Here is a 24,411-nt window from a genome sequence, read left to right on the forward strand (position 1 = left end):
AAAACAAAAACAGTTTTCAATCAATTAACTGTGAATGAAAACTGCTTTAAACGATTATTTAAACGGAATATTTTCCAGAATTTCCAAAATAAATTTCCAATACTTCTGAGCTGATGAAATACTTGCACGCTCATCAGGAGAATGAGCACCGTGAATTGTTGGCCCAAAAGAAATCATATCCATATCAGGATAATTAGTTCCGAGAATACCGCATTCCAAACCAGCGTGACAAGCTACGACTTTTGGCTTTTCACCATTTTGTTTTTCGTAAATATCTTTTAACACTTCTAATATTTCCGAATTTACATTTGGATTCCAGCCCGGATAAGCCCCTGAAAACTCGACTTCGCAACCTACTAATTCAAAAACAGAACGCAAAGAATTGGCCAAATCAAATTTGGATGATTCAACAGAAGAACGGGTTAAACATCCCACCAAAATTTCTCCGTCTTTGATAACTACTCGGGCAATATTATTTGAAGTTTCAACTAAATCAGCCATATCAGCGCTCATTCTGTAAACACCGTTGTGAGCAGCATAAATAGCTCTTACAATTCCTTCCTGAACACCTAAATCCATTACTTTTTCAGGTAAATCTCCTTTTACAATCTCAATGGACAAATTGGGTTCAGTTGTTTTATATTCAGCTTTAATATCGTTGATGATTTCCTGCATATCAAAAATATAGGCCTCATCAAACATTTCAGAAATAATCACTTTTGTAACACTTTCCCTCGGAATTGCATTTCGCAAACTTCCTCCGTTGATTTCAGCAATCTGGAGTCCAAAGTTTTCAAAAGCATCAAACAACAAACGGTTCATAATTTTGTTGGCATTCCCTAAACCTTTATGAATATCCATTCCTGAATGTCCGCCATTCAATCCTTTTACGGTAATGGTATAACCAACTGAACCTTCCGGAACTTCTTCTTCATGATACGTTCTTGTAGCCGTAACATCGATTCCTCCTGCACAGCCAATATCAATTTCATCATCTTCTTCCGTATCCAGATTCAATAAAATCTGACCTTGCAAAATTCCGCCCTTCAAATTTAAAGCACCTGTCATTCCGGTTTCTTCATCAATTGTAAACAAAGCTTCAATTGCAGGATGCGGAATATCTTTGCTTTCCAGAATAGCCATAATTGTAGCTACTCCTAGCCCGTTGTCAGCCCCAAGAGTTGTTCCTCTCGCACGTACCCAGTCACCATCCACGTACATATCAATGCCCTGAGTGTCAAAATCAAAAACTGTATCTGCGTTTTTTTGGTGCACCATATCGAGATGCCCCTGCATTACGATATTTTTACGGTTTTCCATCCCCGGAGTGGCTGGCTTTCTGATGATTACATTTCTAATTTCATCTTCGAAAGTTTCCAAACCTAAGCTGTTTCCAAAGTTTTTCATAAACTCAATTACACGTTCTTCTTTTTTTGAAGGGCGCGGAACGGCATTTAAATCTGCAAATTTGTTCCAAAGTGCTTTTGGTTCCAGATTTCTTATTTCCTGACTCATATATTTTGTTTGATGTTTAACAATTAAGAGCTCCAAAGTTACAAAGTTTAAATTCTTTTTCGATACTAATTAATATTGTATTTATATTTACATATCCAAAAAACATACAGTGAAATCAAAATACATCTTACCTTTATTTCTTTTAATTCAGATCATCTTTTTGAAAATCCTGCCTTTCTTTCCGGATTTTGTTGAAGGAGCTTACAGCAACAATTTTTACATTAGAATTTCAAATTTCCTGAGAACGGCTTTAGGCAAAATTCCGTTTTCTGTTGGCGATTGTATTTATGCTATTTTAATTATTTCAATAGTGAGCTGGTTTTGGAAAATCAGAAAAACCTGGAAGACAGACTGGAAGGATAATCTTCTTACAATCTTAGGCAAAGTTTCTGTTTTCTACTTTTTTTTCCATCTTCTTTGGGCATTTAATTATTACCGTGAACCACTTTTTCAGAAAATGGAAATTAAAAAAGAATATACAGATACTGAATTGCTGGCTTTCACTAAAAGATTAATCGTCAAAACGAATGAGATTCAGCTACAGCTTACCAAAAATGAGAGTTCAAAAGTGATTTTTCCCTATACGCAGAAAGAAGTTTTTCAGATGAATCTGAACGGTTACAATAATCTGGCTAAAGAATATCCCTATTTTAAATACAAAACACTGAGTGTTAAAAAATCATTGTTCAGTATTCCTCTGACTTACATGGGGTTTGGCGGTTATCTTAATCCGTTTACCAATGAAGCCCAGGTAAATGATTTGCTGCCTATGTATAATTTTCCTTTGACTAGTGCGCATGAAATGGCACATCAAATGGGTTTTGCGAGCGAGAGCGAATGTAATTTTATTGGCGTTCTGGCATCTGTAAAAAATGATAATTTGTACTACCAATATTCCGGATACAGTTTTGCCCTGCGTTATTGTCTTGGAATCTGGCAATATAAAAACGAGAAGATTTTCGAAAAGTTAAAAAAGCAAACTCACACCGGAATTTTAAAAAATTATCAGGAAAGCCACGATTTCTGGAAAAAATATGACACTTTTATAGATGAAGGTTTTCATATATTTTATGATAATTTTCTAAAAACAAACAATCAAAAAGACGGTATGGAAAGTTACAGCAAATTCATTGACCTGATGGTCAATTATTATAAAACCAGGTCTTTGTGAATTGAGAGTTGTATTTTAGCAAGAATTCATCGCATTATCTACCGGTTAAAACAGCTGCTTTTTTTATGATGGCAAAAAAACACAATATTCCCTTTTTAGCCCCGATTGCAGTGGAAATCCTTAAGCCCCGGGGTTCGGGGTTTAAGATTGCAGCGAAAAGCGGGAGGGTTTTTACTAAAAGTGCCTCATTTTTCTGCTTCAAAAAAATAATAATTTCAGTTGAAGTATGTAACAAAATAAACAGCAGCACTACTAATATGCTATGAGCGAAAACCTAGAACAGTCTTTTGTTGTGCAATTGCAGGCAAACCAGAATATAATCCACAAGATTTGTAGATTGTATACTGCCGGCGAGGATGCACATAAAGACCTGTTTCAGGAAATTACCATTCAGCTCTGGAAGGCATATCCAAAATTTAGGGGCGACAGCAAATTTTCGACCTGGGCTTATCGCGTTGCCTTAAATACTGCCATAACACTATACCGAAAAACCAAGCGATCTGTATCTACTGTAGAATATGAAAACCACCAGCATTTTGTAAAAGATGTTGATTATAATTATGAAGAAGAAGAGCAGATTAAATTGATGTATAAAGCTGTTTATCAATTAAACGATATCGAAAAAGCATTGGTTTTTATGTATCTGGAAGATAAGGATTATCAGGAAATAGCCGAAACTTTGGGAATCAGTGAAGTGAATGCGCGAGTGAAAATGAACCGAATTAAAGGGAAACTTAAAAAAATATTAAATCCTTAAAATACCACCATGAAAGAACTGGATTTATTAAAAAAAGACTGGAAAAAGAATGCTAATTCTTTTGCACAAATTTCAGAAGTTGAAATTTATAATATGATTCATAGAAAATCATCTTCGATTGTAAAATGGATTTTAATTATAAGTATTCTGGAAATTTCGTTCTGGACTTTTTCGAATATATTTATTAATACTGATGATGTTTTACAAAAAATAAATCATCCTGAGATTGTGTTTGCATTAGAATTTCTAACCTACTTCAACTATGTAGTAGTACTTATTTTTGTATGGATTTTTTATAAAAACTACAGGACAATTTCGACCACAGTTGCTACCAAATTACTAATGAGCGCCATTTTGAAAACCCGAAAAACAGTACAGTACTATGTATGGTATAATTTGGGCATGATATTAATAACAACGATACTGAGCATTTTTGCAGCCTTTGTTTACAATCCAGACATGGCATTTTTAAAAGAAAAAATAGCAGGAAACGGAAAAGCAATGTTTGTAACTGTCACTATTTTAATTGTCGTAATATTAGGATTTCTGGGGATTTTCTGGTGCTTTTACAGATTACTTTACGGGACATTACTCCGCAGGTTATATGCTAACTACCAAGAGTTAAAGAAGATAGATTTCTAAGAAGATAAAAATCAACTAAAATTCAAGGCGCTGCCTTGAAGGTTTTCACAAATCTAATTTTCATTTTCTGGAGCTTTGTAGCTCCATCTTCTCATTTCATTAAGCTCTTCTTCAGCTTTGATTTCTTCTGCCGGAATAACTTTTAAAAATGATGGGTGCTGTTCTATTGCATATTCAACTTTTTCAACAATCTCTTCTATGGTATCATTTTCATAATCGACATCCAGAGGTTCTTTGATGATAAACGATTGCAGGATATTTTTCTTTTTCATCCGCAACCCCTTTTTATCAAACGAACGGCGAAAACCGTCAATAACAATTGGAATAACAATTGGTTTGTGCTGTTTGATGATATGGGCAGTACCTTTTCGAACTGGCTTAAATGATTTTGTTGTGCCTTGGGGAAACGTAATGACCCAGCCGTCATTAAGGGCAATTTTGATGTTTTCAGTGTCGTTTGGGTTAACATCTCGTTTTTCAGTCACGTCAACGCCTTTTGTACGCCATGTTCTCTCTACAGTGATTGCTCCAACGTATGCCAGAATTCTTGGCAGCAAACCAGCCTGCATTGTTTCTTTAGCAGCAACATAATAAATATTCATTTTAGGCTGCCATAAGTAGCCAATGTTTTTAATAGTATCCTGACGACCACTTAAACTTGCATTAAATACATGAAACATTGCTACCACATCAGCGAAATAGGTCTGATGATTGGATATAAACAAAACATTGGTATCCGGCAGCGTTTTAATGATTTCAGATCCCTCAATCTGTAATTCGTTAAAACCTCTATATCTTCTGTGTGTAATGGCACCCAAAATGCGGATGAGCCATTTTTTGATGAATAATATATGTCCGAAAGGATTTCGTTTAAACAATCCCATAGCAGTGAATTATGTAGTTTTTGTCAGGTCGCAAACATACAAAAATTATTTTTTGGGCAATCATCATAAACAATTCCACAAATAAACAGTTATTGCAATGAATATCAAATCATTAAATTTACGTTTTTAAATCTTTTCTTCAAAAGTAATTTTCAAAACTTCTCTTAATTCACTTAAAATCATCGCTGTTGCACCCCAAACTACATGATTCTGGATATTAAAAGCCGGAACCGAAATATTTGTAGCATAAGAAGTTGACAAGGTGGCTTCAATTATAATTTCATCGCTTAAAAAAACAGACAGTGGAAGTTCAATAATATCAGCAACTTCCCTTACATCGGGATAAAATGATAATTCCTGCAATGAAATTCCCAAAAATGGATATACCGAAAAATTACTTGGCGGAATATACACTGATGTAAATGGTTTTATAATCTTTATTTTTTCAGATGAAATTCCAATTTCTTCCTGTGTTTCCCGCATAGCCGTTTCCTGAAAATCCGCATCTGAAATTTCATACTTTCCGCCCGGAAAAGCAATTTGAGAAGAATGCACGCCGTTATAAGCATTACGCACAATTAAAACTAAATGTGTTTGATTGTTTTTAGGATAAAGCAGCATCATGACTGCCGCAATTCTAGGGATTTTAGTTGACAAATCAAGGTTTTTCATTAACTGAATCCTTTCTGCAGGTGCCATTTTTACATGTGCTTTCTCAGCCGGCAGTTCTACCGGAATTAAATTAGGAACATGTTGTAAAAAATCCTGAAAATTCATAATCAAAGCTTATTTTTGTATTTTTCAAATTAGAAAATATAAATATAGTCCAGAAAACGCGGTTGCACAAGTTTTCTATAATCTAACCCCTGAAAATGTACAGCAGAGAAGAATCACAAAAACTAAAAAGAGAATTCTGGGTGGCTTTTGCCGAAAAATATCCAAGAAAATGGGTGCTTTACGATACTAAAATCAAAGACTTTTCTTTTAAATTTTATTTAGATAATAAAAAAGCGCAGGTTTTAATTGATATTGAACACCGAAGCGATGAGAAACGAATGGCCTATTTTGAAAAATTAGAAGCACTGAAAAATATCTTAGAAGAAGAGTTTATTCGTGATTTGGTTTTTGAAAAAAATTATACCCTCGAAAGCGGTAAAACGATCAGCCGGATTTGGGTTGAAAAACCTGGAGTTGGCTTCAGCAACCGAAACAATTGGGATGCTATTTTTGATTTCTTTTTCGAAAAAATGAATGCTCTGGAAATGTTTTATCTGGAGTATGATGAGTTTATTAAGGATATTTAACAGGCTACAGGGAATATTTTTTTTGCACCTAAGTTAAATCTTGTTTCTCTAAATCTTTTACCTGCTTATAAAATATCAGTAGTTGTTTGTTAAGCTTTCTAAACCGGTAGATTCCTATCAGTAATGCAATACCTGATAATAAAAAAGCAACATAACCCAAAAAGTTAATTTGATTAAGGTCTTCTAACTGAACCAAAGCTATTCCGCTCAGCAGCAAATAAAAAGAAGACCTTATATAAGACAACAAGGTTCTCTCGTTCGCTAATTTTGTTCTTTCCAGAGACAAGTAATCCCGCAAAATAATCTTTTCTGTATTTTGAAATTCTGATGAGAAATTTAAAAAATTTTTTAAGTCTGACATACTAAAGGGTCTTTATTTATTTTTTAAAGAGATTTAAATATTGCCCCACATTTTCATCAATTATTTTGAGATAAAACCTGACTATTTACACATTAAAAATATTATACACAATAATGTGTTTATCATAATTAATATATAATTGCTTACGGTAATCCTGTTTTTTGCGGGTAATAATCGAAACTTTGCAGTCAATGCCACTATTGTCTTTACAAACAAATGAATAGACAATATCAGTATCATTTTCTTCACGCTCGATATATTCAGTAATGTTAAAGAGCTGTATTTCCTGAGAATACACCACAATCCGATGCTTTTCTGTATCTAATACAACAGAAAGATTAACCAGGTCAAGGTTTGACCATTCGCCCCATTTTCCTTTATCGTTTTTTTCCAGAACACTAACGCCTGAAGTCTTAAAACGGTAGGACTGGCTATAGGATTGCTGTATTCCGATTCCGAGAAAAAATAGTATTATGTATTTGCGTAGAATAGTCATAATGTAGTTATAGGGGCTATTAAAACTCAAATTTAGTTTTTTCCTGACAAGCAGCCTTAAAATCGGCAATCATTTCATTAATTATTTTTTCTGCAGGTAAAATTTCATGAATCAATCCTGCTATTTGTCCTATTTCGAGTTCGCCCTCCTCAAGATCACCTTCAAGCATTCCTTTTTTTGCCCTTGCTCTTCCTAAAAGTTGTACTAAATCTTCTTTTGATGGACACTTTTTATATAAATCCTGAACATCCAGATAAAACTTATTTTTAATCAACCGTACAGGAGCTAATTCTTTAAGAGTCAATTGTGTGTCTCCTTCTTTTGTATCAACTATCTTTTTCTTAAAATCAGGATGTGAAGATGATTCTGTCGATGCTGCAAAACGGCTTCCAACCTGAACTCCGTCTGCACCTAATACCATCACTGCCAGCATTCCTTTTCCGGTTGCGATTCCCCCCGCTGCAATAATCGGGATCTGAATTTTTTCTTTTACCATCGGAATCAAAGTCAATGTTGTGGTCTCATCACGACCGTTATGTCCTCCAGCCTCAAAACCTTCAGCTACAATTGCATCAACTCCGGCTTCTTGTGCCTTTAAAGCAAAAATACTGCTGCTGACCACATGAACAACCGTAATACCTTTTGATTTTAAAAACGAAGTCCATGTTTTCGGATTTCCAGCCGAAGTAAAGACAATTTTCACCCCTTCCTCAACCACAATATTAATGATTTCTTCAATATTGGGATATATCATCGGAATATTGACCCCAAAGGGTTTATTTGTTGCTTTTTTGCATTTCTGAATGTGTTCCCGTAGAACCTCCGGATACATTGAACCTGCTCCAATAAGTCCTAAGCCACCGGCATTACTTACTGCAGCAGCCAATTTATAGCCACTGTTCCAAATCATTCCTCCCTGAATGATTGGATATTTTATATTAAAAAGCTGCGTGATTTTATTCATTCAAAAACTATTATTGCTTTATAATTTTTCCCGTTTTATGTAAGCCATCTGCATCAAAAGTATAAAAATAGAGTCCGCTTTTTAATGATTCTACCGAAAGATTTGGATTTTGACCCGTTATCTTTTTGTCAATTACTTTTTGGCCTAAAATTGAGTAAACAACAACTGATGCATTATTTATTTCATCAGAAAACGAGAATGTAATAGTTGTTTTGGCAGGATTTGGATAAACCGTAAAATCTTTATTTACAAAACCATCAACTGACAATGCAGTACTAAAATTAGGAATTCCGTAACCGTAATTGTTATCCGGCGTTAAATACTTATCGGAAGACTGGATCACCATATTTCTAATTTCCTGATTTGTTTTTTCAGGATGAGCCTGCCATAAACAGGCAATCATGCCGGCCATAACTGGGCATGAAAAAGAAGTCCCCTCGGAGGTAACAATATTTCCAGAAGCATCCGAAAGTACTGTAGCCGAACCCTGCGCCATAACATCAGGTTTTATTCTTCCGTCATAAGTTGGACCAACTGAACTAAAAGACGACCTGGCTTTTGCACTATTCACAGCGCCTACAGCAATCACAGAAACAGCATCTGCCGGCCCTCCAATATGTTTTTCTGTTGCATTACCTTCGTTACCGGCAGAAGCAACAACTATAATCCCTTTGCTAAAGGCAATTTCAGCACCACGTGAAATAAAAGTAGTAACTCCATTCATATCACTATAAGTGTAATTATAATCCGGATTATCCCGGTCGCCGAAATATCCTAATGAAGTGGTAATAATATCTACACCTAAACTATCTGCTTTTTCAGCGGCTTCGACCCATAAAGATTCTTCTAAAGGTTCTTCTGTAGCATCAATTTCGGTTCTAAACAAATAATAAGAAGCATCTGGAGCTGTTCCTACCAAAGCATTTTCTTTATATCCGCACATTGTAGAAAGCACAGAAGTTCCGTGACTTCCTCCTGCATAAAAATTGGCATTTCGCAAAACATAATCATATCCGCCCAGAATTTGATTATTATCCCTGAGTTTTTTGAAAGGCTGTGCTGTATTGACACCCGGAAAACCTGTATCCATAACAGCAATTATTTTTCCGGCACCTGTATAGTTTTGCTGATGCAGAAGATGTCCGTTAAGCATCTGGATTTGGTTTGCCGAAGAGCCATAGTTATAATTAACTGTTTTTTTTAGTTTTTTTCCTGTTTGAAAAGTTTTAGTTTCTGCAGCTTTTTTCCCGGTTAAATTCAAAGATTTATTTGCGAAAACTACTTTATCGACAAATGAAATTGATTTTAAAGCCGAAATATTAGCCTGACTTCCCTGAACATGAAGTGCATTCAGCCATTTTGACTTAGTCAGAACAGTTATCCCGGTACTTGATTTTATCTGAGCAATGTATGTTGTTTCTAAAGGCGCATCTGTGAAATTCAAAGCAATACCTTGATTTGTTCTTCGATCCTGAGCTCGCTGTGAGAGTATTAATGAAGGTGAATTTAAAAAGGTTTGTGCATTTGGCTTGGCATTAAAATATACCCAGGCATCTTCCTGCGAAAACATTGCACATGAAATCAATAAAAACAAAACAGAGTACTGAATCCTCATAACGGTTTACTTTTTAAGGGGAGAACACCTTTATTAAAAGTATAAAGCTATGAAATTACTCCCGAACCTACTAATTCATTTTCTAAATACCAGGCAACAAATTGTCCTTCTGTAATCGCAGATTGCAGCTCCTCAAAACGAACATACATTCCATCTTCAAATTGGTGCAATACTGCTTTTTGCAAAGGCTGGCGATAACGAATTCTCGCCATTACCTCCATAGTTTCCCCCGCTTTCAAAGTCATATCAGTCCTGACCCAGTGCACTTCGGATTTTTCTATAAATAATGCTTTTTTAAACAATCCGGGATGATTGCTTGTTAGTCCTGTATAAATTGTATTGGTTGCTACATCTGTAGCGATAACAAACAAGGGATCTGTTGTTCCTCCAACATTTAATCCCTTTCTTTGACCAACAGTAAAATAATGCGCCCCCTGATGTTTGCCCATAAATTTCCCCATTTCCGGACGATAATCCAGTCTTTGAGCTTCGATTTTTAATTCTTCTTCCAAAGATAATCCAGCTGGTTTTTCAACTGTATAAATGGGATCATTTTTATCAATCTGAACAATTTTGCCTTCTTTAGGCTGTAATTTTTGTTGTAAAAATTCAGGCAAACGCACTTTTCCAATGAAACATAATCCCTGAGAATCCTTCTTCTCTGCCGTTACCAATTCCATTTCAGCTGCAATTTCGCGAACCTGAGGTTTAGTCAAAGCCCCAACTGGGAATAATGCTTTAGCTAATTGCTCCTGCGACAACTGACATAAAAAATACGACTGATCTTTGTTGTTGTCTGTTCCGGCGATTAACTGATAAACAGTTTTTCCATCAACTTCAATTTCACTTTTTTGACAATAATGTCCCGTTGCCACATAATCAGCACCAAGGCTTAAGGCAATTTTCATGAAAACATCAAACTTGATTTCACGGTTACAAAGCACATCAGGATTTGGAGTTCTCCCTTTTTCGTATTCGTTGAACATATAATCAACGATTTTTTCTTTGTATTCTTCGCTTAAATCAACGGTCTGAAACGGGATGCCAAGTTTTTCAGCCACTAACAAAGCGTCATTGCTGTCTTCCAGCCACGGACATTCATTTGAAATAGTAACCGAGTCATCATGCCAGTTTTTCATAAAAAGGCCAATAACTTCGTATCCCTGCTGCTGCAGCAAATAAGCCGCAACACTTGAATCTACTCCACCGGAAAGTCCAACAACTACACGTTTCATTCTAAATTGTTTATGTTTTTACAAGGGTGCAAAGATAAATCAAATTATAGATAATTGTGGGTGTTTTGATTAGTTTATACAATCACAGAAGAGATAAAACTTATTGTATTACGATTTTTTGTTTAAAATCACAAAATGCTATTGCATTTTAGGCTTTGAATCTGCCTGATAGTTACTTTTAGGATCACTCATATTAACTTCTTTCGTTAATTTCCCTTTTAAATAAAATTGCCACATCCCGACTTTTTTACCGTTTAGAAATTTACCCTTCGAAGCCACTGCCCCATCTGAATCATAAAAAACAGCTTCTCCGTTAAACTGGTCTTTTAAATAAGTAGTCTCTTCCTGAATGATTCCGTTTTGTCCGATTTTTTTATAAACACCTTCTTTCAGTCCATTTTTATAGGTTACTTCTTCTGCCACTTTTGCATTTGGGTAATAAACGGTTCTTTTGCCGTCCAGCTTTCCGTTTTTGTAATTTTCAACGGTCATTAAGACCTTAGATGCTTTGTGGTAATACTTCCATTCTCCTTCATAATTTTTCCCAACAACCTTTCCTTCGCTTACAATATTTTTCTTCTGATCGTAAAAAATGGTATATGCACTACCGTCGTTAGCACTAAAATCGCGGGTTGCTATTACATCACCTTTTTTAGTATCATCAAAAAACTTAAAAATTCCAATTTCTTTTCCGTGGCTGAATGTACCTTCATAACGTGGTCTTTTCGAAACTTCATAAATACCTTTCCAAACACCGTCTTTTTTTCCGTTGGCATCCAGTTTATTAAAATCCTGAGCAAAACCTGCTGCGCTTATGAGAAACAAGATCAAAAATTTTTTCATATTTACTTTTTGTATATAACAACAAATATTATTTTTTATTATTTGCAAATGTATAACCATTCTCAGAAAGACTTTTTATTGTATGTATAAAAAATAATAAAAAGCAGTTAATACTTTACTTTTCTAGAGTTTGATAAAATTTTAAAAAGCTTTACAATTTTATAGAATAACTTTTCCAATTTAAACTATATTCGCAAAAAATAAAATCTAAGACCAAAGAGACAAATAGTAAATCCCCAACGAACATGAAGATTATAAAATTACTACTCCTTACCCTTTTTGTGGGTTCATCACAATTACATGCACAAGCTAAAGTTACCTCAATTATCTACAAATTCCACGAACATTTTATGACTACTGACATTGGCCTGCCAATTGAAGGAATTTATTTGATTGAAGGAACAAAAAAACCTATTATCCAGATTAATGCTGATGGTACAGGTATTTTTCAATTGGAAAATCTGTCTAAAAAAGAAATGGTCTGGGGAATCAAATGCAGTGACGAAGGTATTCCAATCTACAAAGAAGGATATGACAGTTCTGCTTATACATTTTGGTACAAATTAGTAGGAACCGGTGAATGGCTTTATACGCAATTTTTGATTCTTCCAAACAAGAAAAAAATGTACCTTATGGGGGATCGTGTAAAAGACTATGGAGACGTTGAAGCAAAAAATCAGGAATCCAATTAAGATTTTTTTTATTTGAAGTTAAAGCAAAAATGAAAACGTTTGCGCTGATTTTATAAATACACCTGAAAATTTAGTTTTTTATTTCATGAAATTAAAAATCATACCTTATTTTTATTTAATTTGCAATAAACTTCAATATATCGCATAATGGTTACAATTACACGTCTTTTTGATTTTCCTTATCATCAACAAGAAACATACAATCTTCAGGTTGCTCTGGCTACCAAAAAAAACGGGGTTTGGGAAAAAACATCCAGCAGTGAGTATATTGCTAAAGCAAATGCAGTCTCCAGAGCATTATTGCGAATGGGTGTTCAGAAAGATGATAAAATTGCCTTAATTACTTCTAATAACCGTACTGAATGGCATATCATGGATATTGGTATTTTGCAGACGGCTGCTCAAACCGTACCGATTTATCCAACGATTACAGAAGAAGACTATGAATATATTTTAAATCATTCTGAAGCAAAATACGTATTCGTATCCGATATTGAATTATTAGAAAAAATAAACAACATTAAGGCAAATGTCCCTTCTTTGAAGGAAATATTTTCTTTTAATGAAATCGATTCCTGCAAAAACTGGAGTGAATTACTGAAACTTGGCGAAGACAACAGTAACCAGAAGGAAGTTGAAGAACGAAAAAAAAGTATAGACCCGGACGATTTAGCAACAATTATCTACACATCAGGAACGACAGGAAAACCAAAAGGTGTCATGCTATCGCATAAAAACATTGTCTCAAATGTATTGAACAGTGCTGACAGAATTCCTTTTGACCCAGGTGTAAGCCGTGCTTTAAGTTTCCTTCCTATTTGTCATATTTATGAGCGAATGGTCACTTACATCTATCAATTTTACGGATGTTCGATTTACTTTGGAGAATCTATTGAAAAAATATCCGATAACATTAAAGAAGTAAAACCTGCTGTAATGACAGGTGTTCCAAGACTTATTGAAAAAGTTTACGATAAAATCATTGCAAAAGGTTCTGATCTTGCCGGAATCAAAAAGAAGTTATTCTTTTGGGCAGTCGAAATCGGCTTAAAATATGAACCTTATGGTGCCAATGGCTTTTGGTATGAATTAAAATTAAAAATAGCCCGCAAATTAATTTTCAGCAAATGGAAAGAAGGTCTGGGGGGTAACTTAGATCTGATTGTTAACGGAAGTGCCGCATTACAGCCAAGGCTTGCCCGAATTTTTGCTGCTGCAGAAATCTATATTATGGAAGGATACGGATTATCTGAGACCTCTCCGGTAATCTCTGTAAACGATTACAGAAACAGAGGCTTTAAGATTGGAACTGCCGGAAAAGTAATCAAGAATGTAGAAGTAAAAATTGCTGAAGATGGAGAAATCCTTTGCAAAGGACCAAGCGTAATGGTTGGGTATTACAAAGATCCGGAAAAAACTGCCGAAGCAATTATCGACGGATATTTCCATACGGGAGATATTGGAGAAATTGACAGCGATGGCTTCCTTAAAATTACCGACCGTAAAAAAGAAATGTTCAAAACATCCGGCGGAAAATACATTGCACCTCAGTTGATTGAGAATGCCATGAAACAAAGCCGTTTTATTGATCAGATTATGGTAATTGGCGAAGGCGAAAAAATGCCGGCAGCCTTTATTCAGCCGAATTTTGAGTTTGTAAAAGAATGGGCAAAGATGCATAAAATTTCTTTAGGGGATTCTACTGCTGAAATTGCTTCAAACCCTGATGTGATTAAACGTATTGATGAAGAAATTGAAAACATCAACAAAAAATTTGGACACTGGGAACAAGTCAAACGTTTTGAGCTTACTCCGGATGTCTGGTCTATCGATGGAGGTCAATTGACCCCAACCCTAAAATTAAAACGAAAAGTTATTAAAGAAATCTATAAAGATCTTTACGCTAAAATATATGGTCAGAATTAAATAAATCAAAATAATATAACCAAAAAACGGAAACGGTTGTTCTTTTTAGAATAGCCGTTTTTTATTAGTATAGTTTTCTACGCCGGTTATGAATTGTAAAATGCCTCTGTAAGATAGAAAACGGTATCGATAAAAATAAACCGCCACGAAAAGTCAAAACATTTTCATCATGTAAATCTTCAAGAATAATTCCTAATTCAGGATTGAAATAATCATTATTTCTAGTATTGACAAAACCGTTTGAAGTTAGAAAATATTTTACATTTTCGAGTTCGGTATCACTATCAGATTCAACAAATTTTTGTTCCACAACGGCATAAAGTACATCTGATTCTTCATAAAATCCAATTAACTGATAAGCCGTATCGGAAAAAAAATAATTATTGAGTAATAAATTGTTTAAATAATCTTTCCAGCATTCATAATATATGCTATCGTTTAACTTGATTACTTTATGCTTATTTTGAAGATAAACTTTTTGCTCAGCGCCTGAAGAAATAAAAGTATTGATATTTATCGAAGTAATCCAAAAGTTATTTCGATTACAAAATTGTTTTATTAACGCTGTTTCTTCGCTTTTGATTTGCTTGCCTGACTCAAACGTTCCGCTTGGGCTCTTGCTTTTTCTAAGGTAACCGGAGATTGTTTGGATAGTATCTCCATGCCTAACCTGGCTCTTTCCTGAAATGATATTTTGTAGTTCATGTTTCATGCATTAATAATGCAAATATAAAGATTATAATTTTATCTTCTCTTTTCCTCTTTGGGCTGTTGTATTAAGAATATAATTGTTCCCTAATTTGAATTAAAGTCTGAATGGCTTTTGCCTCATCCGGTTTTTCCTGTAAAGTTGATGTTTGATAATGCTTTTCGATTGAAGCTATTAGATTATCTGCCATTTTAAGCAAATCATCGTATTCTTTATTTCCGGCTTTGATATCGAGTAATTCCTCACGATTTGAAACCCGAATATTTAATTTTCCGCTTGACAGAATTTGTTCTGCCGTTTGCAAAAGACGGATTGTGTGCATCATATTTTTGCTGTCGTAATTTTTTCCGTGCTTTTGATTCGTATCGTAGCGATCTTCGTTTCGTTTCTCAATCCAATTCCAGTACTCGGTATATTCTTTACAGTATTTTGAATACCCGTCCTGATTGCAGGAAAAATAACCGATTAGTTTTTCACCTTTTGGAATCGACGAAAGCGAAACTTCATTGGAGTTTTCTTTCTGAATTATTCCTTTATAACGCAATGTTTTCTCTGGATCATAAAACATTGCAAACATTCCTTTTGAGTTGGGAAGATCGACCAAACCAATATGTTCCTGCTTTAAATTCTTTTCCGTCAGAAATTCTAATACCGAAACGGTTTTATAACCTTCTAAAACATAATAAAAATCCAAAAGGCTTTTCTTTTCCTTTGGCAGCGGATTTACGATTTTCTTGTTTAAACCTCTCGCCTTTTTGATTTGCGTTACGGCATAGCCGGCAAAAGAATCTAAAGTTTCGACAGAAAATCTTCGGTTTTTAAGCGTCCCATCAGCGAATGTTTGTACAAAATACAATCTTCCGGAGAAGCCAGAATCTCCAGAATATTAGGATTGTTTTTGAGCAGTAACTCTGTAAAACGACCAATTTCGTAATACACCTCGTCATTGGTTTCATTACTGATCTGCGGAATATAATCCAGCCCAAAGAATTTTTCTTTTGGCAGATAATAAACGCCTTTTATATCAGTATCAGATGTTGGTGTATTTAACCCAAAAGATTTACTTCCCGAAATTACTTCGAGAAGGATTAGGTTTTGGGATTTTAAGGTTTGGATAATCATTCTACTTTTTATATAATATCAAATTCTCTCTCATATAATAAGCTTTTGAAGAACCAAGATTAATCATTAAATTCAAGAACCACAAAAATTCTTCTAATAGCAAATCATCTTCTTTAATTTCCTTGATTTTGCTTTTAAAACATCTCATAATTAGTTTTTCTCCATAATAATAATTTATACTTAGTAATTGCTCAATGTCAGATTTTAAATATTTAGTAAGAGTTTTTATCCCTTGAGGATTTAAACTTTGAAATCCAATACCTGATAAAAGTTGCATTAAGGCTTCGATATTAATATAATCAAGTTTACTAATTTTCTTTAAATAAATATCAGCTTGGTGATCTTGTTTTAACACAAACCAATCTTCTGCTTCTGATTTCCAATAATTTCCATAAAATAAAAATTCTTTATTAAACAGATAGATTCCTGAATTTATTTTATCATAAAGAGTATTCCAAAAATTCCAGAAATTATTTAACATTACTTCATCACCATGGTTGCTATCAACTTTATAATAAAACCATTCTACAATATTTTCAATATATTCTATTGCGTAATGACTATTGCGTTTGCTCGAATCGTAATTAATTCCCGTATCTATTATAAATTCAAAAAACGATTTTGTCTCTTTATTAAACTCAATTCCAAATAAAAAATTTATAATCATTTCTCTAATAGCCGAACCAATTTTATAATAATCAGTTGATTTATATCTCTCCTCTTCTAATGAATAAGATTCAATTTGAGCGTTAAAAATAGCTTTCAAAAAACTATATGAAAAATTATATTCTTTTCTAATAGGGAAAATATGTATTGCTTTATGTAAATTCCAATGTGAATAATTTGAATATGACAAATCTGAAAATTCATAATCATCTTTATTATTTTCAATAAAACCTAAAATTTCGTTTTCTTCGTTTTCAATCTCTTTAATTTCTTCTTCTGAATATCTGAAATGTCTTGGATATTTTTTATTCAAAGTAGCATATAAAATTAAGCCTATAAAACAATTGTATGCAAATTGATAATCAGCACTCCAGACATATCTTTTAAACGAATCATAAAAATGTTTTATATGAATATCCAATTCGGTATGAATATCTCTTAAAAAGAAAAATACAAGCGCTTTAACATTGTCTAATTGATCACTGGTCAATTTGTCTTTGAATACTAACAATTTTGGCAACAAACTATAAACGGAATCATTATCATAAATATTTATAGAAAAGTCTAAATTTTCAAAATCATAACGTTCATTTCTTTTACGAGAATAAAGTTTTTCAGCAATTTCTAAAATAGTATTAAAACAAAATTCAAATTCTGAATCATTTAATTCTTCACCAAACAAATCAAACCCTAAAGAGGCTAAAGTACCAACAGGGAAACTATCTATAAAAGTTAGTTTAGATTCATCAACATTTAGATAATATTCTAAGCATTCTTTCCAATATTCATAAGTTTTATTTTCTTCTGATTTTTTTTGATAAGTTTGCGAAACCCACAAGCTATATTTAGCGTGTTCATTTCTGAAATTACTTTCATCTTCATTTTGTTGCATTTTAGCTTCTAGAACAGTATCAACCGAGTAATTTGGTGCAATCTGAATTACTTTTTTTCCATCATGCTCAACTTCTTCTACCTTTTGTTTCCTTCCATCAATTTCTGATAATAATTTGAGAAAATAGACATCTTTTTTATCGTGTTTATTCTCCAAATAATCAAACATTTCAAAAAGCTCACCATTTAGATTTCCATAGAAAAGCTGGTACTGGATTAAGAAACCATTTAGACCTTTATGATATTTCTGTCTATGTTCCCATTTCAATGCTTCTTTTCTTTCATCGTCACACAAATCTGCTTCCCAAGAAGCATTTGGTAATCCAAGTAAAGAACCGGCAAAATATTCTCTTATCCATCGTTGACTTTCCCATTCAAAAAAATGCTTGTCAGTTAGCAGAGGTAAGAATTTATTGCCAACTTTTTTAGGATAAGCTTGCGTAATACTTGCAACAACGGAAAGAAGAACAACAGAATTACTTTTTGTATATATCTGATCAAAAAATGATTGAATTATTTCGTCAATTTTTTCTGATTCAATTTTACCCAACTCATATAAATATCTTTCTAGAGCAACAACTACCGACTGCAATAAATTAGGAACACTAATTTGCCCTCCTCGATTTATTGACCATAGATATGCAGATCCATAAATTGAATAACTTTTTTTATTATACAGAACATCTATGGTAGTAATATCATCAGATGTTCTTCCAAAACCATCATCTTTTAGAAAATCTGATTTAACATAATGCTCCGTGCAATAATTTGTCAACTCGATTATAAAATCTAACGCTTTCCAGGGATGAAATTTAAGGAGTTTAAAAATGAACGTCTGATAAGCACTTTGAGGAAAATAACTTAAGTCGTGCTTATCTTTTAATCCGAAATGGTGATCTATTCCGTAGCTTGAATGCTCAAAACCAAATCGACTTTTGGATTTCACTTTTTTGTATTTCCATTTTAAGTTCGCTAATGCGATCAATTCATTTGGAAAAATTTTTGGTAGTGTTCCTGAATGAAAATTAGATAGAGCATATTTTATTTGTTTCCGTTTTTCATTCCTGATTTTATAATTCTGCTCTTCGTCTTTAGCGAATAGATTATCAAGTAATATCTTAATTTCGTCAGGTATGTATTCTGCTAGTTGATGAAGTAATTTTATTCCTTTCTCGGTCAACGAATTACTTTCTCCTGCATTCATCCAGTCCACTCCTTCATCAAAACTTTCTAATATTTTATAGACTATTTTTCCAACATATTGAGGAGTATCTAAGTTTGTTATTTTACCATAATACAGGATGTTTTCCCAGTCATACAAAAACCTTAGGATTTGGGTATTTATTTCTATCAATTCTTCAATATTCTCGAACAGAAATTTTATAACTACATCCCATCCCTTATTATTTGGAGATTGATTAAAGTCTTTCCCACTGATTTTGAGCAGATGGATGATTTTTTTAAGCAACCTTAATTTATTCTCCAATAATTCCTCTCTATGCTCCGTGAAAAACTTGTCGCATAGATTAGATTTAATAACTGCTATCAAAACTTCATCTTTCCAATGATTTTCTATTGATTTATTGTTGATAGTTTCAATGACGAAATTATAAATCCAACTCTCAGACTCTTCTATTTTAGATTCTACCCACAATCGGAACCCTCTTCTGATCGCTGGTTCGTTAGACAATGCGTTATAAAAATTGTCATTTTTAGGATTGTCAACTTTCAACGAATTAATGTATTTAATCAAACCCCAATCCTCGAAAATATCATGAGATGGGGCAAATAGATCATTTTCCTCGAAAAGAATGTTGTCTGCCTTTAGCACATAAACAATTTCAGAATCAAATTCATTTGCTGAAGTTAGAAGCGTCAGGTTTTTAGCTCTTTTTACAGCTAGATTAATGAACGTGTTTTGTCTTTTTTGCTCTAATAATCCATTAGTTCCACCAACGATGTTTTTCCAAAGTTTGTTTTTAAATGTAACGATGTCAATATCAGATAAATCATTGTGAGGTATTGAGATAAGTTTTTGCGATAGTGCTAAATACTTAGGAATTCTAATAATTTCCAACAAGTTCGCATTGTGGACAATACCATTTAGTTCCGGAATTTTTTCAACAAAGTAATTTAATTCCTCATCTGCGAGTTGAGGTACATTTACTACGGTTGAATTATTTTGTAATAATTGTTTATCGAAATAATTGAATTTTAGAATCTCTAAGGCATAACTTCTACAGGAAACAATCAATCTTATATTCTTCTCTTCTCTAAGAATCGCTATTAACTCTCTAAAAGCTTCTGCATCGCCCTCTAACAATTTTTCAAAACTGTCAATATAAATTAACTGATTTGAAAATTCTTTAAACTCACTGAATATTTCTTGAATGCTTAAATCAACACTAACTTCATGTAAAGTATTAATCAACGAACTTTTTAAAAATTGGTCAGCAGCAAAAGAAATTACACAAGTATCATCAAGCGATTCTAAAATTTGTTTAGCATAAGCAGATTTCCCAGAACCAGCCTCTCCGTCAATAAAAATAAATTGATTTTCGTTCATCAAATCTGTAACAGGATGGTCAATTAAATTTCTTTTAAGTTTTATTCCAGATATATCAGATTGAATTTTGTTTAAAACGTTTTTAGTTTGCTCGATTATGCTCCTTAGACGTGCTTCCTTATTTTCAAGGTTAATAATTATCTTTTGGATAAAATTATTATCGCCATTTATAAAATCACCACCTTCGGTATTAATTGTTGAATAACTGATTATGTTTTTACCTGCTTCCACAAATTAAGATATTTGATTACTGTCTCCGTTTATAAAGTTTCCTCCTCCTGTATTTACATTTCCAGCTATCACATTTTTGCTATTAGTAATTGTATTTTCAACTTTTGGAAGTTTTTCAATGAGTTCATTTAAATTAGTCATAAACTCAGGATTATCTTCAATTGAATTTTCAAGTATAGCTTTAGCTACAATTTGTTTTTCTTTATTCTCTGGATTTAATTGAAGTTCTCTCAATACTTTCTTTGGTTCACCATCTTTAAAAAACAATGATTTAATCCAATTTATAGTACTCTCCGAAATGCTTTCAAATCCTTTTTCACTAAATTTTTCAATTCCTTTCTTACCTAATTCTATCAAAAAAGGTGTGATAACTGACATTGTAATTGGTTCCATGTAATTTTATTTTGTTAATAATCATTTCCCTAAAAAACAAATCCAACTCCTCATTCATCTTCTTCCCGCTTCCCAAAGCGGTGCGTAAGGCGTAGAAATAACTTTTTAGTTTTACTTCTTCCATTTCGCAGACTTCCATGAAATTTTTTGTAGTTCCTAAATAATGGTGCAAAACCGCTATTGGCGAAAAACATTTTACGGCTATCTCCTGCATTTGTTTTGCGAAATCATCATTTGCAAAATACGCAGTTGGCGAAAACAGCCATTCCAACAAAGGTGCGTTAGATTTTGCTAATAATTTTATGGCTTTCCGTAAATCCCAGCCGGAACCGTCAAGATCGTCTTCGGTCATGAATTCGATTACATCGGGCTTTTCCCAAAGCGACAAATAATACTCAGGTTTGTGTTTGTAGATAAAACGGATATCATAGTCACTGTCCGGAGAAGCAAATCCCCAGGCAAGGCTTCCTGATTCTACCGCAAAAAGTATTTCTACGTTTTTTTGTAGTACTATTTCTTTTAATTTTTGGAGTATTTTTTCTTTCATGATGGCTTTCAAATGTAAATAAACAAAAAAGCTTTAAACCAAGTAATAATACGTGATTTAAAAGCTAATTAATTTTTTTTTTTAATCGCGCAAAGACGCAAAGGCGCAAAGTTTTTTATGCGAACGTTTTAAGTTTTATCCTTTGTTTCTCTGAACCGTTGTCTCTTTGAGCCTAAATCCCAAAGAAACCTCTAGCATTTTTAGTCGTTTCCTGCGCAACCTTATCCAAGGCAATCCCTTTAAACTGTGCAATTGTTCCGGCAACATACGGCAGAAAAGCAGGTTCGCAACGGCGTTCGTGGTATTTCTTCAAGAGGCTGTTCGGGACATTTTTAGGAAGCATAAACGGTGCATCGGTTTCAATCATCATTCTGTCGAGCGGTACGTACTGAAGGACTTCTTTTAAATGACTGAAACGTTTGGCATCTGAAATTGCTCCCGTAAACCCGAGATAAAATCCGTTATCGAGATAGGTTTTGGCTTCTTGCAGCGTTCCCGTAAAACAATGCACCACACCTTTTGGCAGTTTCGGCAGATAGTCTTTTGTGATATTCATAAACGAACTAAAAGCGCTTCTTTCGTGCAAAAACAACGGTTTCTGAACTTCAGTCGCCAGCTCTAACTGCGCTCTGTAACATTCTTCCTGTTTGTTTCGGGGCGAAAAATCACGATCAAAATCGAGTCCGCATTCACCAACAGAAACAACCTGTTTCTGCTGTAATAGATTCTTTAATTTCGAAATGCTCTGTGCGTCGAAACGCTGTGCGTCATGAGGATGTATTCCTGCAGTCGCATATAACACGCCCGGATACTGTCTGGCAATCTTTGCGGATTCTTCACTGTTTCGTACGCTTGTGCCTGTGAGTATCATTTGCGATACGTCGGCATCGAGCGCGTATTGTACGACATCGTCTATGTCGTTTTGGAATTGTTTGTTGGTTAAATTAATTCCTATGTCTATGTAATTCATATTTTTTTAAAGTTTCTAAGGTTCTGAGAGGCTAAGATGCTAAGGTTTTTTCCTCTCTATTGCCTTAAATTATTTTTTTTTTGCCGCGAAGGTGCTAGGACGCAAAGTTTTTTGTTTTTAATCTCGCAAAGTCGCAGAGTCGCTAAGTTTTTTTTTCAGCCACAGATTATTAAGATTAAAAGCCTTATTTTAAAATCTGCTGAATATGCGTGAAAATATCCTTGCGTAAATCTTAGCGAACTTTACGGTTAAAATCACCACAAAGCATTAGACGCACTGCAGTACTCCTCTACACTGACCACTAATCCTCTCGGGTCCCATCCTCTGCCATTCTAACCAGTTTCGGTGTAAACTTCGCTACAACATCTACCAAATCTTTCTGCGCTTCCATAACCTGATTGATATCTTTATACGCCATTGGGGCTTCGTCCAGACCGGCACCGATCAGCGTAACGCCATGATTTTTCAGGATGGATTTCATTTCATTTTTGGTAATGTTTTTTATTGCCTGAGTTCTGCTCATTTGTCTTCCCGCACCATGTGAGGCCGAATTAATGGCGTTCTCCTCGCCTTTTCCTCTTACCAAAAATCCCGGTGCGGTCATACTTCCCGGAATGATTCCCATAACGCCTTTTGCGGCCGGGGTTGCGCCTTTTCTATGCACGATTACTTCTTCGCCGTTCCAGATTTCTTTCCAGGCAAAATTATGATGGTTTTCGACTTTAGCTAAAATCGTCGCACCCAAAGCGCGTTCCATTTTGTTATGGATAATCTCGTGACAAGCCGATGCGTAATCTCCCGCCAAATTCATCGCCAGCCAATATTCCTGACCTAATTGCGAATTCATATCCAAATAAGCTAAGTTTTTAGCCACTTCCGGAAGTTTACATTCGTCTTTGGCGATTTTAGTATAATGTCCGGCAATGGTTGCTCCCATTCCGCGTGAACCAGAATGCGTTAACAAAGCGACGTATTTTCCTTTTGGAATATTTAAAACCGCATCATCTTTGGCAAATTCCATGATTCCGAATTCCACAAAGTGATTTCCACCACCAGAAGATCCTAATTGCGACCAGGCTTTATCTTTCAGATTTTTCACAAACGGATTCATATTGAAAGTTTCATTCTCCAAAACCGCATGATCTGATTTGTATTGTCCCTGAAAACCATGGCCAGCCCCAAACTTGGTATGTCCTGTTAATTCCTTTTTGAATTTAGCTTCGTTTTCAAAGTAAAAATCCTCCGGAATATCATAAACCGATAACGCCATTCGACACCCAATATCAACCCCAACACCATACGGAATAATAGCGTTTTTAGTCGCTAAAACTCCGCCAATCGGCAGTCCGTAACCTTGGTGTGCGTCTGGCATTAAAGCTCCGGCAACCGTAACAGGCAATTTCATGGCAACTTCCATTTGTTTTCTGGCTCCATCTTCGATATGATCTAATCCGTAAGCCGAATACGCATTCGGATTTTGGTTTAAAGCGATGAAATCTTCTGGCTTTTCATTCGATTTTTCGATTAAAGCCACAGCCAGTTTGCTGAAGATTTTATCGTCTATATAATTTTCCGGAGTTGCTAAGACGTTTTTGAAATTTGTGATCATTTCGTCTCTTGTGAATCCGTTTCTTTTACTGTTTATTTTTAAGGCAATCCCAATTATTTTTCCTTCAGGGAATCCTAATTCTAGTATATCTGTACCGTTTATTTGTGTTTTCATTTTTTTCTTTTTTTAAGGAACAAAGTTCCAGAGTAACATAGTAACAAAGGTTGTTTTGTGCTGCGCAGTTATTTTGCGTAGATTTTTTTTTCTCGCAAAGTCACAGAGTCGCGAAGTTTTTTCCTCTCGCAGATTGCGCAGATTTAAGTGATTTGTTTTAATCATTTTAATCCTCATAATCTGTGTCT

20 protein-coding genes and 2 pseudogenes are annotated in these 24,411 nt (G+C 34.2%); 6 read left to right on the plus strand and 16 right to left on the minus strand.

Features of this window, described 5'->3' with window-relative positions:
* Positions 1–54: 54 nt before the first annotated feature.
* The gene (locus GXM17_RS10310; protein ID WP_163399256.1) at positions 55–1,515 is read right to left on the minus strand and encodes an aminoacyl-histidine dipeptidase; all 1,461 of its coding nucleotides are present in this window, start codon (positions 1,513–1,515) and stop codon (positions 55–57) included.
* Between the two features lie 109 nt (positions 1,516–1,624).
* On the opposite strand from GXM17_RS10310, the gene GXM17_RS10315 reads away from it, so the two are divergent.
* The 3 genes from GXM17_RS10315 to GXM17_RS10325 all read left to right on the plus strand — a co-directional run bounded on the left by GXM17_RS10315 (position 1,625) and on the right by GXM17_RS10325 (position 4,085).
* Positions 1,625–2,686: a DUF3810 domain-containing protein gene (locus tag GXM17_RS10315; RefSeq protein WP_163399257.1), complete on the plus strand. Its 1,062-nt coding sequence runs from the start codon at positions 1,625–1,627 to the stop codon at positions 2,684–2,686.
* 262 nt (positions 2,687–2,948) lie between these two features.
* Entirely contained in the window at positions 2,949–3,443 is a 495-nt protein-coding gene (locus GXM17_RS10320) for an RNA polymerase sigma factor (RefSeq protein ID WP_163399258.1), read from the plus strand.
* A gap of 9 nt (positions 3,444–3,452) precedes the next feature.
* Positions 3,453–4,085, plus strand: coding sequence for a hypothetical protein (locus tag GXM17_RS10325; protein WP_163399259.1), 633 nt, complete (start codon positions 3,453–3,455; stop codon positions 4,083–4,085).
* A gap of 53 nt (positions 4,086–4,138) precedes the next feature.
* Here GXM17_RS10325 and GXM17_RS10330 read toward each other — a convergent pair whose 3' ends face one another.
* Positions 4,139–4,969: a lysophospholipid acyltransferase family protein gene (locus GXM17_RS10330; protein WP_163399260.1), complete on the minus strand. Its 831-nt coding sequence runs from the start codon at positions 4,967–4,969 to the stop codon at positions 4,139–4,141.
* 126 nt (positions 4,970–5,095) lie between these two features.
* Positions 5,096–5,746 carry an NUDIX hydrolase gene (locus GXM17_RS10335; protein ID WP_163399261.1) on the minus strand — a complete coding sequence of 217 codons (651 nt, stop codon included), beginning with the start codon at positions 5,744–5,746 and terminating at the stop codon, positions 5,096–5,098.
* Positions 5,747–5,841: 95 nt separating this feature from the next.
* Between GXM17_RS10335 and GXM17_RS10340 the strand changes: the two genes are divergently transcribed.
* The gene (locus GXM17_RS10340; RefSeq protein WP_163399262.1) at positions 5,842–6,273 is read left to right on the plus strand and encodes a DUF4268 domain-containing protein; all 432 of its coding nucleotides are present in this window, start codon (positions 5,842–5,844) and stop codon (positions 6,271–6,273) included.
* A 28-nt stretch (positions 6,274–6,301) separates the two neighbouring features.
* Here the strand turns inward: GXM17_RS10340 and GXM17_RS10345 are convergent, their stop codons facing one another.
* From GXM17_RS10345 to GXM17_RS10370, 6 genes are all read right to left on the minus strand, one after another.
* Positions 6,302–6,634 (minus strand): DUF202 domain-containing protein, encoded by a 333-nt coding sequence (locus GXM17_RS10345; protein ID WP_163399263.1) that lies wholly within the window; start codon positions 6,632–6,634, stop codon positions 6,302–6,304.
* 85 nt (positions 6,635–6,719) lie between these two features.
* Complete coding sequence (locus tag GXM17_RS10350; RefSeq protein ID WP_163399264.1) at positions 6,720–7,130, minus strand: hypothetical protein; 411 nt, start codon at positions 7,128–7,130, stop codon at positions 6,720–6,722.
* A 19-nt stretch (positions 7,131–7,149) separates the two neighbouring features.
* Positions 7,150–8,094, minus strand: a complete 945-nt coding sequence (locus GXM17_RS10355) for an NAD(P)H-dependent flavin oxidoreductase (RefSeq protein WP_163399265.1) — start codon at positions 8,092–8,094, stop codon at positions 7,150–7,152.
* A 10-nt stretch (positions 8,095–8,104) separates the two neighbouring features.
* Positions 8,105–9,709: a S8 family serine peptidase gene (locus tag GXM17_RS10360; protein WP_163399266.1), complete on the minus strand. Its 1,605-nt coding sequence runs from the start codon at positions 9,707–9,709 to the stop codon at positions 8,105–8,107.
* A gap of 47 nt (positions 9,710–9,756) precedes the next feature.
* Positions 9,757–10,944, minus strand: coding sequence for a tRNA 2-thiouridine(34) synthase MnmA (gene mnmA, locus GXM17_RS10365; protein WP_163399267.1), 1,188 nt, complete (start codon positions 10,942–10,944; stop codon positions 9,757–9,759).
* A gap of 138 nt (positions 10,945–11,082) precedes the next feature.
* Positions 11,083–11,787 (minus strand): toxin-antitoxin system YwqK family antitoxin, encoded by a 705-nt coding sequence (locus tag GXM17_RS10370; protein ID WP_163399268.1) that lies wholly within the window; start codon positions 11,785–11,787, stop codon positions 11,083–11,085.
* 245 nt (positions 11,788–12,032) lie between these two features.
* Between GXM17_RS10370 and GXM17_RS10375 the strand changes: the two genes are divergently transcribed.
* Positions 12,033–12,479, plus strand: a complete 447-nt coding sequence (locus GXM17_RS10375) for a hypothetical protein (protein ID WP_163399269.1) — start codon at positions 12,033–12,035, stop codon at positions 12,477–12,479.
* Between the two features lie 147 nt (positions 12,480–12,626).
* Positions 12,627–14,405: an AMP-dependent synthetase/ligase gene (locus tag GXM17_RS10380; protein WP_163399270.1), complete on the plus strand. Its 1,779-nt coding sequence runs from the start codon at positions 12,627–12,629 to the stop codon at positions 14,403–14,405.
* A gap of 64 nt (positions 14,406–14,469) precedes the next feature.
* On the opposite strand, the gene GXM17_RS10385 is transcribed toward GXM17_RS10380, so the two are convergent.
* The 7 genes and pseudogenes from GXM17_RS10385 to GXM17_RS10415 form a co-directional block, all read right to left on the minus strand.
* Positions 14,470–15,117: a putative polyvalent protein kinase domain-containing protein gene (locus GXM17_RS10385; protein ID WP_244307375.1), complete on the minus strand. Its 648-nt coding sequence runs from the start codon at positions 15,115–15,117 to the stop codon at positions 14,470–14,472.
* A 64-nt stretch (positions 15,118–15,181) separates the two neighbouring features.
* Positions 15,182–16,236: pseudogene (locus tag GXM17_RS10390) on the minus strand (DNA polymerase beta superfamily protein).
* A 1-nt stretch (position 16,237) separates the two neighbouring features.
* A complete protein-coding gene (locus GXM17_RS10395; RefSeq protein ID WP_163399271.1) occupies positions 16,238–20,590 on the minus strand; it encodes an nSTAND3 domain-containing NTPase in 4,353 nt (1,450 codons plus the stop codon).
* Between the two features lie 3 nt (positions 20,591–20,593).
* A complete protein-coding gene (locus tag GXM17_RS10400) occupies positions 20,594–20,983 on the minus strand; it encodes a hypothetical protein (RefSeq protein WP_163399272.1) in 390 nt (129 codons plus the stop codon).
* 46 nt (positions 20,984–21,029) lie between these two features.
* A pseudogene (locus tag GXM17_RS10405) lies at positions 21,030–21,530 on the minus strand (nucleotidyltransferase domain-containing protein); the annotation flags it as partial.
* Between the two features lie 172 nt (positions 21,531–21,702).
* On the minus strand, positions 21,703–22,500 hold the full coding sequence (locus tag GXM17_RS10410; RefSeq protein WP_163399274.1) for a TatD family hydrolase: 798 nt from the start codon (positions 22,498–22,500) through the stop codon (positions 21,703–21,705).
* A 301-nt stretch (positions 22,501–22,801) separates the two neighbouring features.
* The gene (locus GXM17_RS10415) at positions 22,802–24,223 is read right to left on the minus strand and encodes an RtcB family protein (protein WP_163399275.1); all 1,422 of its coding nucleotides are present in this window, start codon (positions 24,221–24,223) and stop codon (positions 22,802–22,804) included.
* Positions 24,224–24,411: the final 188 nt, after the last annotated feature.

Origin of the sequence: Flavobacterium fluviatile, from assembly GCF_010645065.1 — a bacterium.
GTDB lineage: Bacteria > Bacteroidota > Bacteroidia > Flavobacteriales > Flavobacteriaceae > Flavobacterium > Flavobacterium fluviatile.

Excerpts from the sequence above, each read along its gene's own strand:
- GXM17_RS10310 (WP_163399256.1), bottom strand. The coding sequence starts at position 1,515 with ATGAGTCAGGAAATAAGAAATCTGGAACCAAAAGCACTTTGGAACAAA.
- GXM17_RS10320 (WP_163399258.1), top strand. The coding sequence starts at position 2,949 with ATGAGCGAAAACCTAGAACAGTCTTTTGTTGTGCAATTGCAGGCAAAC.
- GXM17_RS10325 (WP_163399259.1), top strand. The coding sequence starts at position 3,453 with ATGAAAGAACTGGATTTATTAAAAAAAGACTGGAAAAAGAATGCTAAT.
- GXM17_RS10330 (WP_163399260.1), bottom strand. The coding sequence starts at position 4,969 with ATGGGATTGTTTAAACGAAATCCTTTCGGACATATATTATTCATCAAA.
- GXM17_RS10335 (WP_163399261.1), bottom strand. The coding sequence starts at position 5,746 with ATGAATTTTCAGGATTTTTTACAACATGTTCCTAATTTAATTCCGGTA.
- GXM17_RS10340 (WP_163399262.1), top strand. The coding sequence starts at position 5,842 with ATGTACAGCAGAGAAGAATCACAAAAACTAAAAAGAGAATTCTGGGTG.
- GXM17_RS10345 (WP_163399263.1), bottom strand. The coding sequence starts at position 6,634 with ATGTCAGACTTAAAAAATTTTTTAAATTTCTCATCAGAATTTCAAAAT.
- GXM17_RS10350 (WP_163399264.1), bottom strand. The coding sequence starts at position 7,130 with ATGACTATTCTACGCAAATACATAATACTATTTTTTCTCGGAATCGGA.
- GXM17_RS10355 (WP_163399265.1), bottom strand. The coding sequence starts at position 8,094 with ATGAATAAAATCACGCAGCTTTTTAATATAAAATATCCAATCATTCAG.
- GXM17_RS10360 (WP_163399266.1), bottom strand. The coding sequence starts at position 9,709 with ATGAGGATTCAGTACTCTGTTTTGTTTTTATTGATTTCATGTGCAATG.
- mnmA (WP_163399267.1), bottom strand. The coding sequence starts at position 10,944 with ATGAAACGTGTAGTTGTTGGACTTTCCGGTGGAGTAGATTCAAGTGTT.
- GXM17_RS10370 (WP_163399268.1), bottom strand. The coding sequence starts at position 11,787 with ATGAAAAAATTTTTGATCTTGTTTCTCATAAGCGCAGCAGGTTTTGCT.
- GXM17_RS10375 (WP_163399269.1), top strand. The coding sequence starts at position 12,033 with ATGAAGATTATAAAATTACTACTCCTTACCCTTTTTGTGGGTTCATCA.
- GXM17_RS10380 (WP_163399270.1), top strand. The coding sequence starts at position 12,627 with ATGGTTACAATTACACGTCTTTTTGATTTTCCTTATCATCAACAAGAA.
- GXM17_RS10385 (WP_244307375.1), bottom strand. The coding sequence starts at position 15,117 with ATGAAACATGAACTACAAAATATCATTTCAGGAAAGAGCCAGGTTAGG.
- GXM17_RS10400 (WP_163399272.1), bottom strand. The coding sequence starts at position 20,983 with ATGGAACCAATTACAATGTCAGTTATCACACCTTTTTTGATAGAATTA.
- GXM17_RS10410 (WP_163399274.1), bottom strand. The coding sequence starts at position 22,500 with ATGAATTACATAGACATAGGAATTAATTTAACCAACAAACAATTCCAA.
- GXM17_RS10415 (WP_163399275.1), bottom strand. The coding sequence starts at position 24,223 with ATGAAAACACAAATAAACGGTACAGATATACTAGAATTAGGATTCCCT.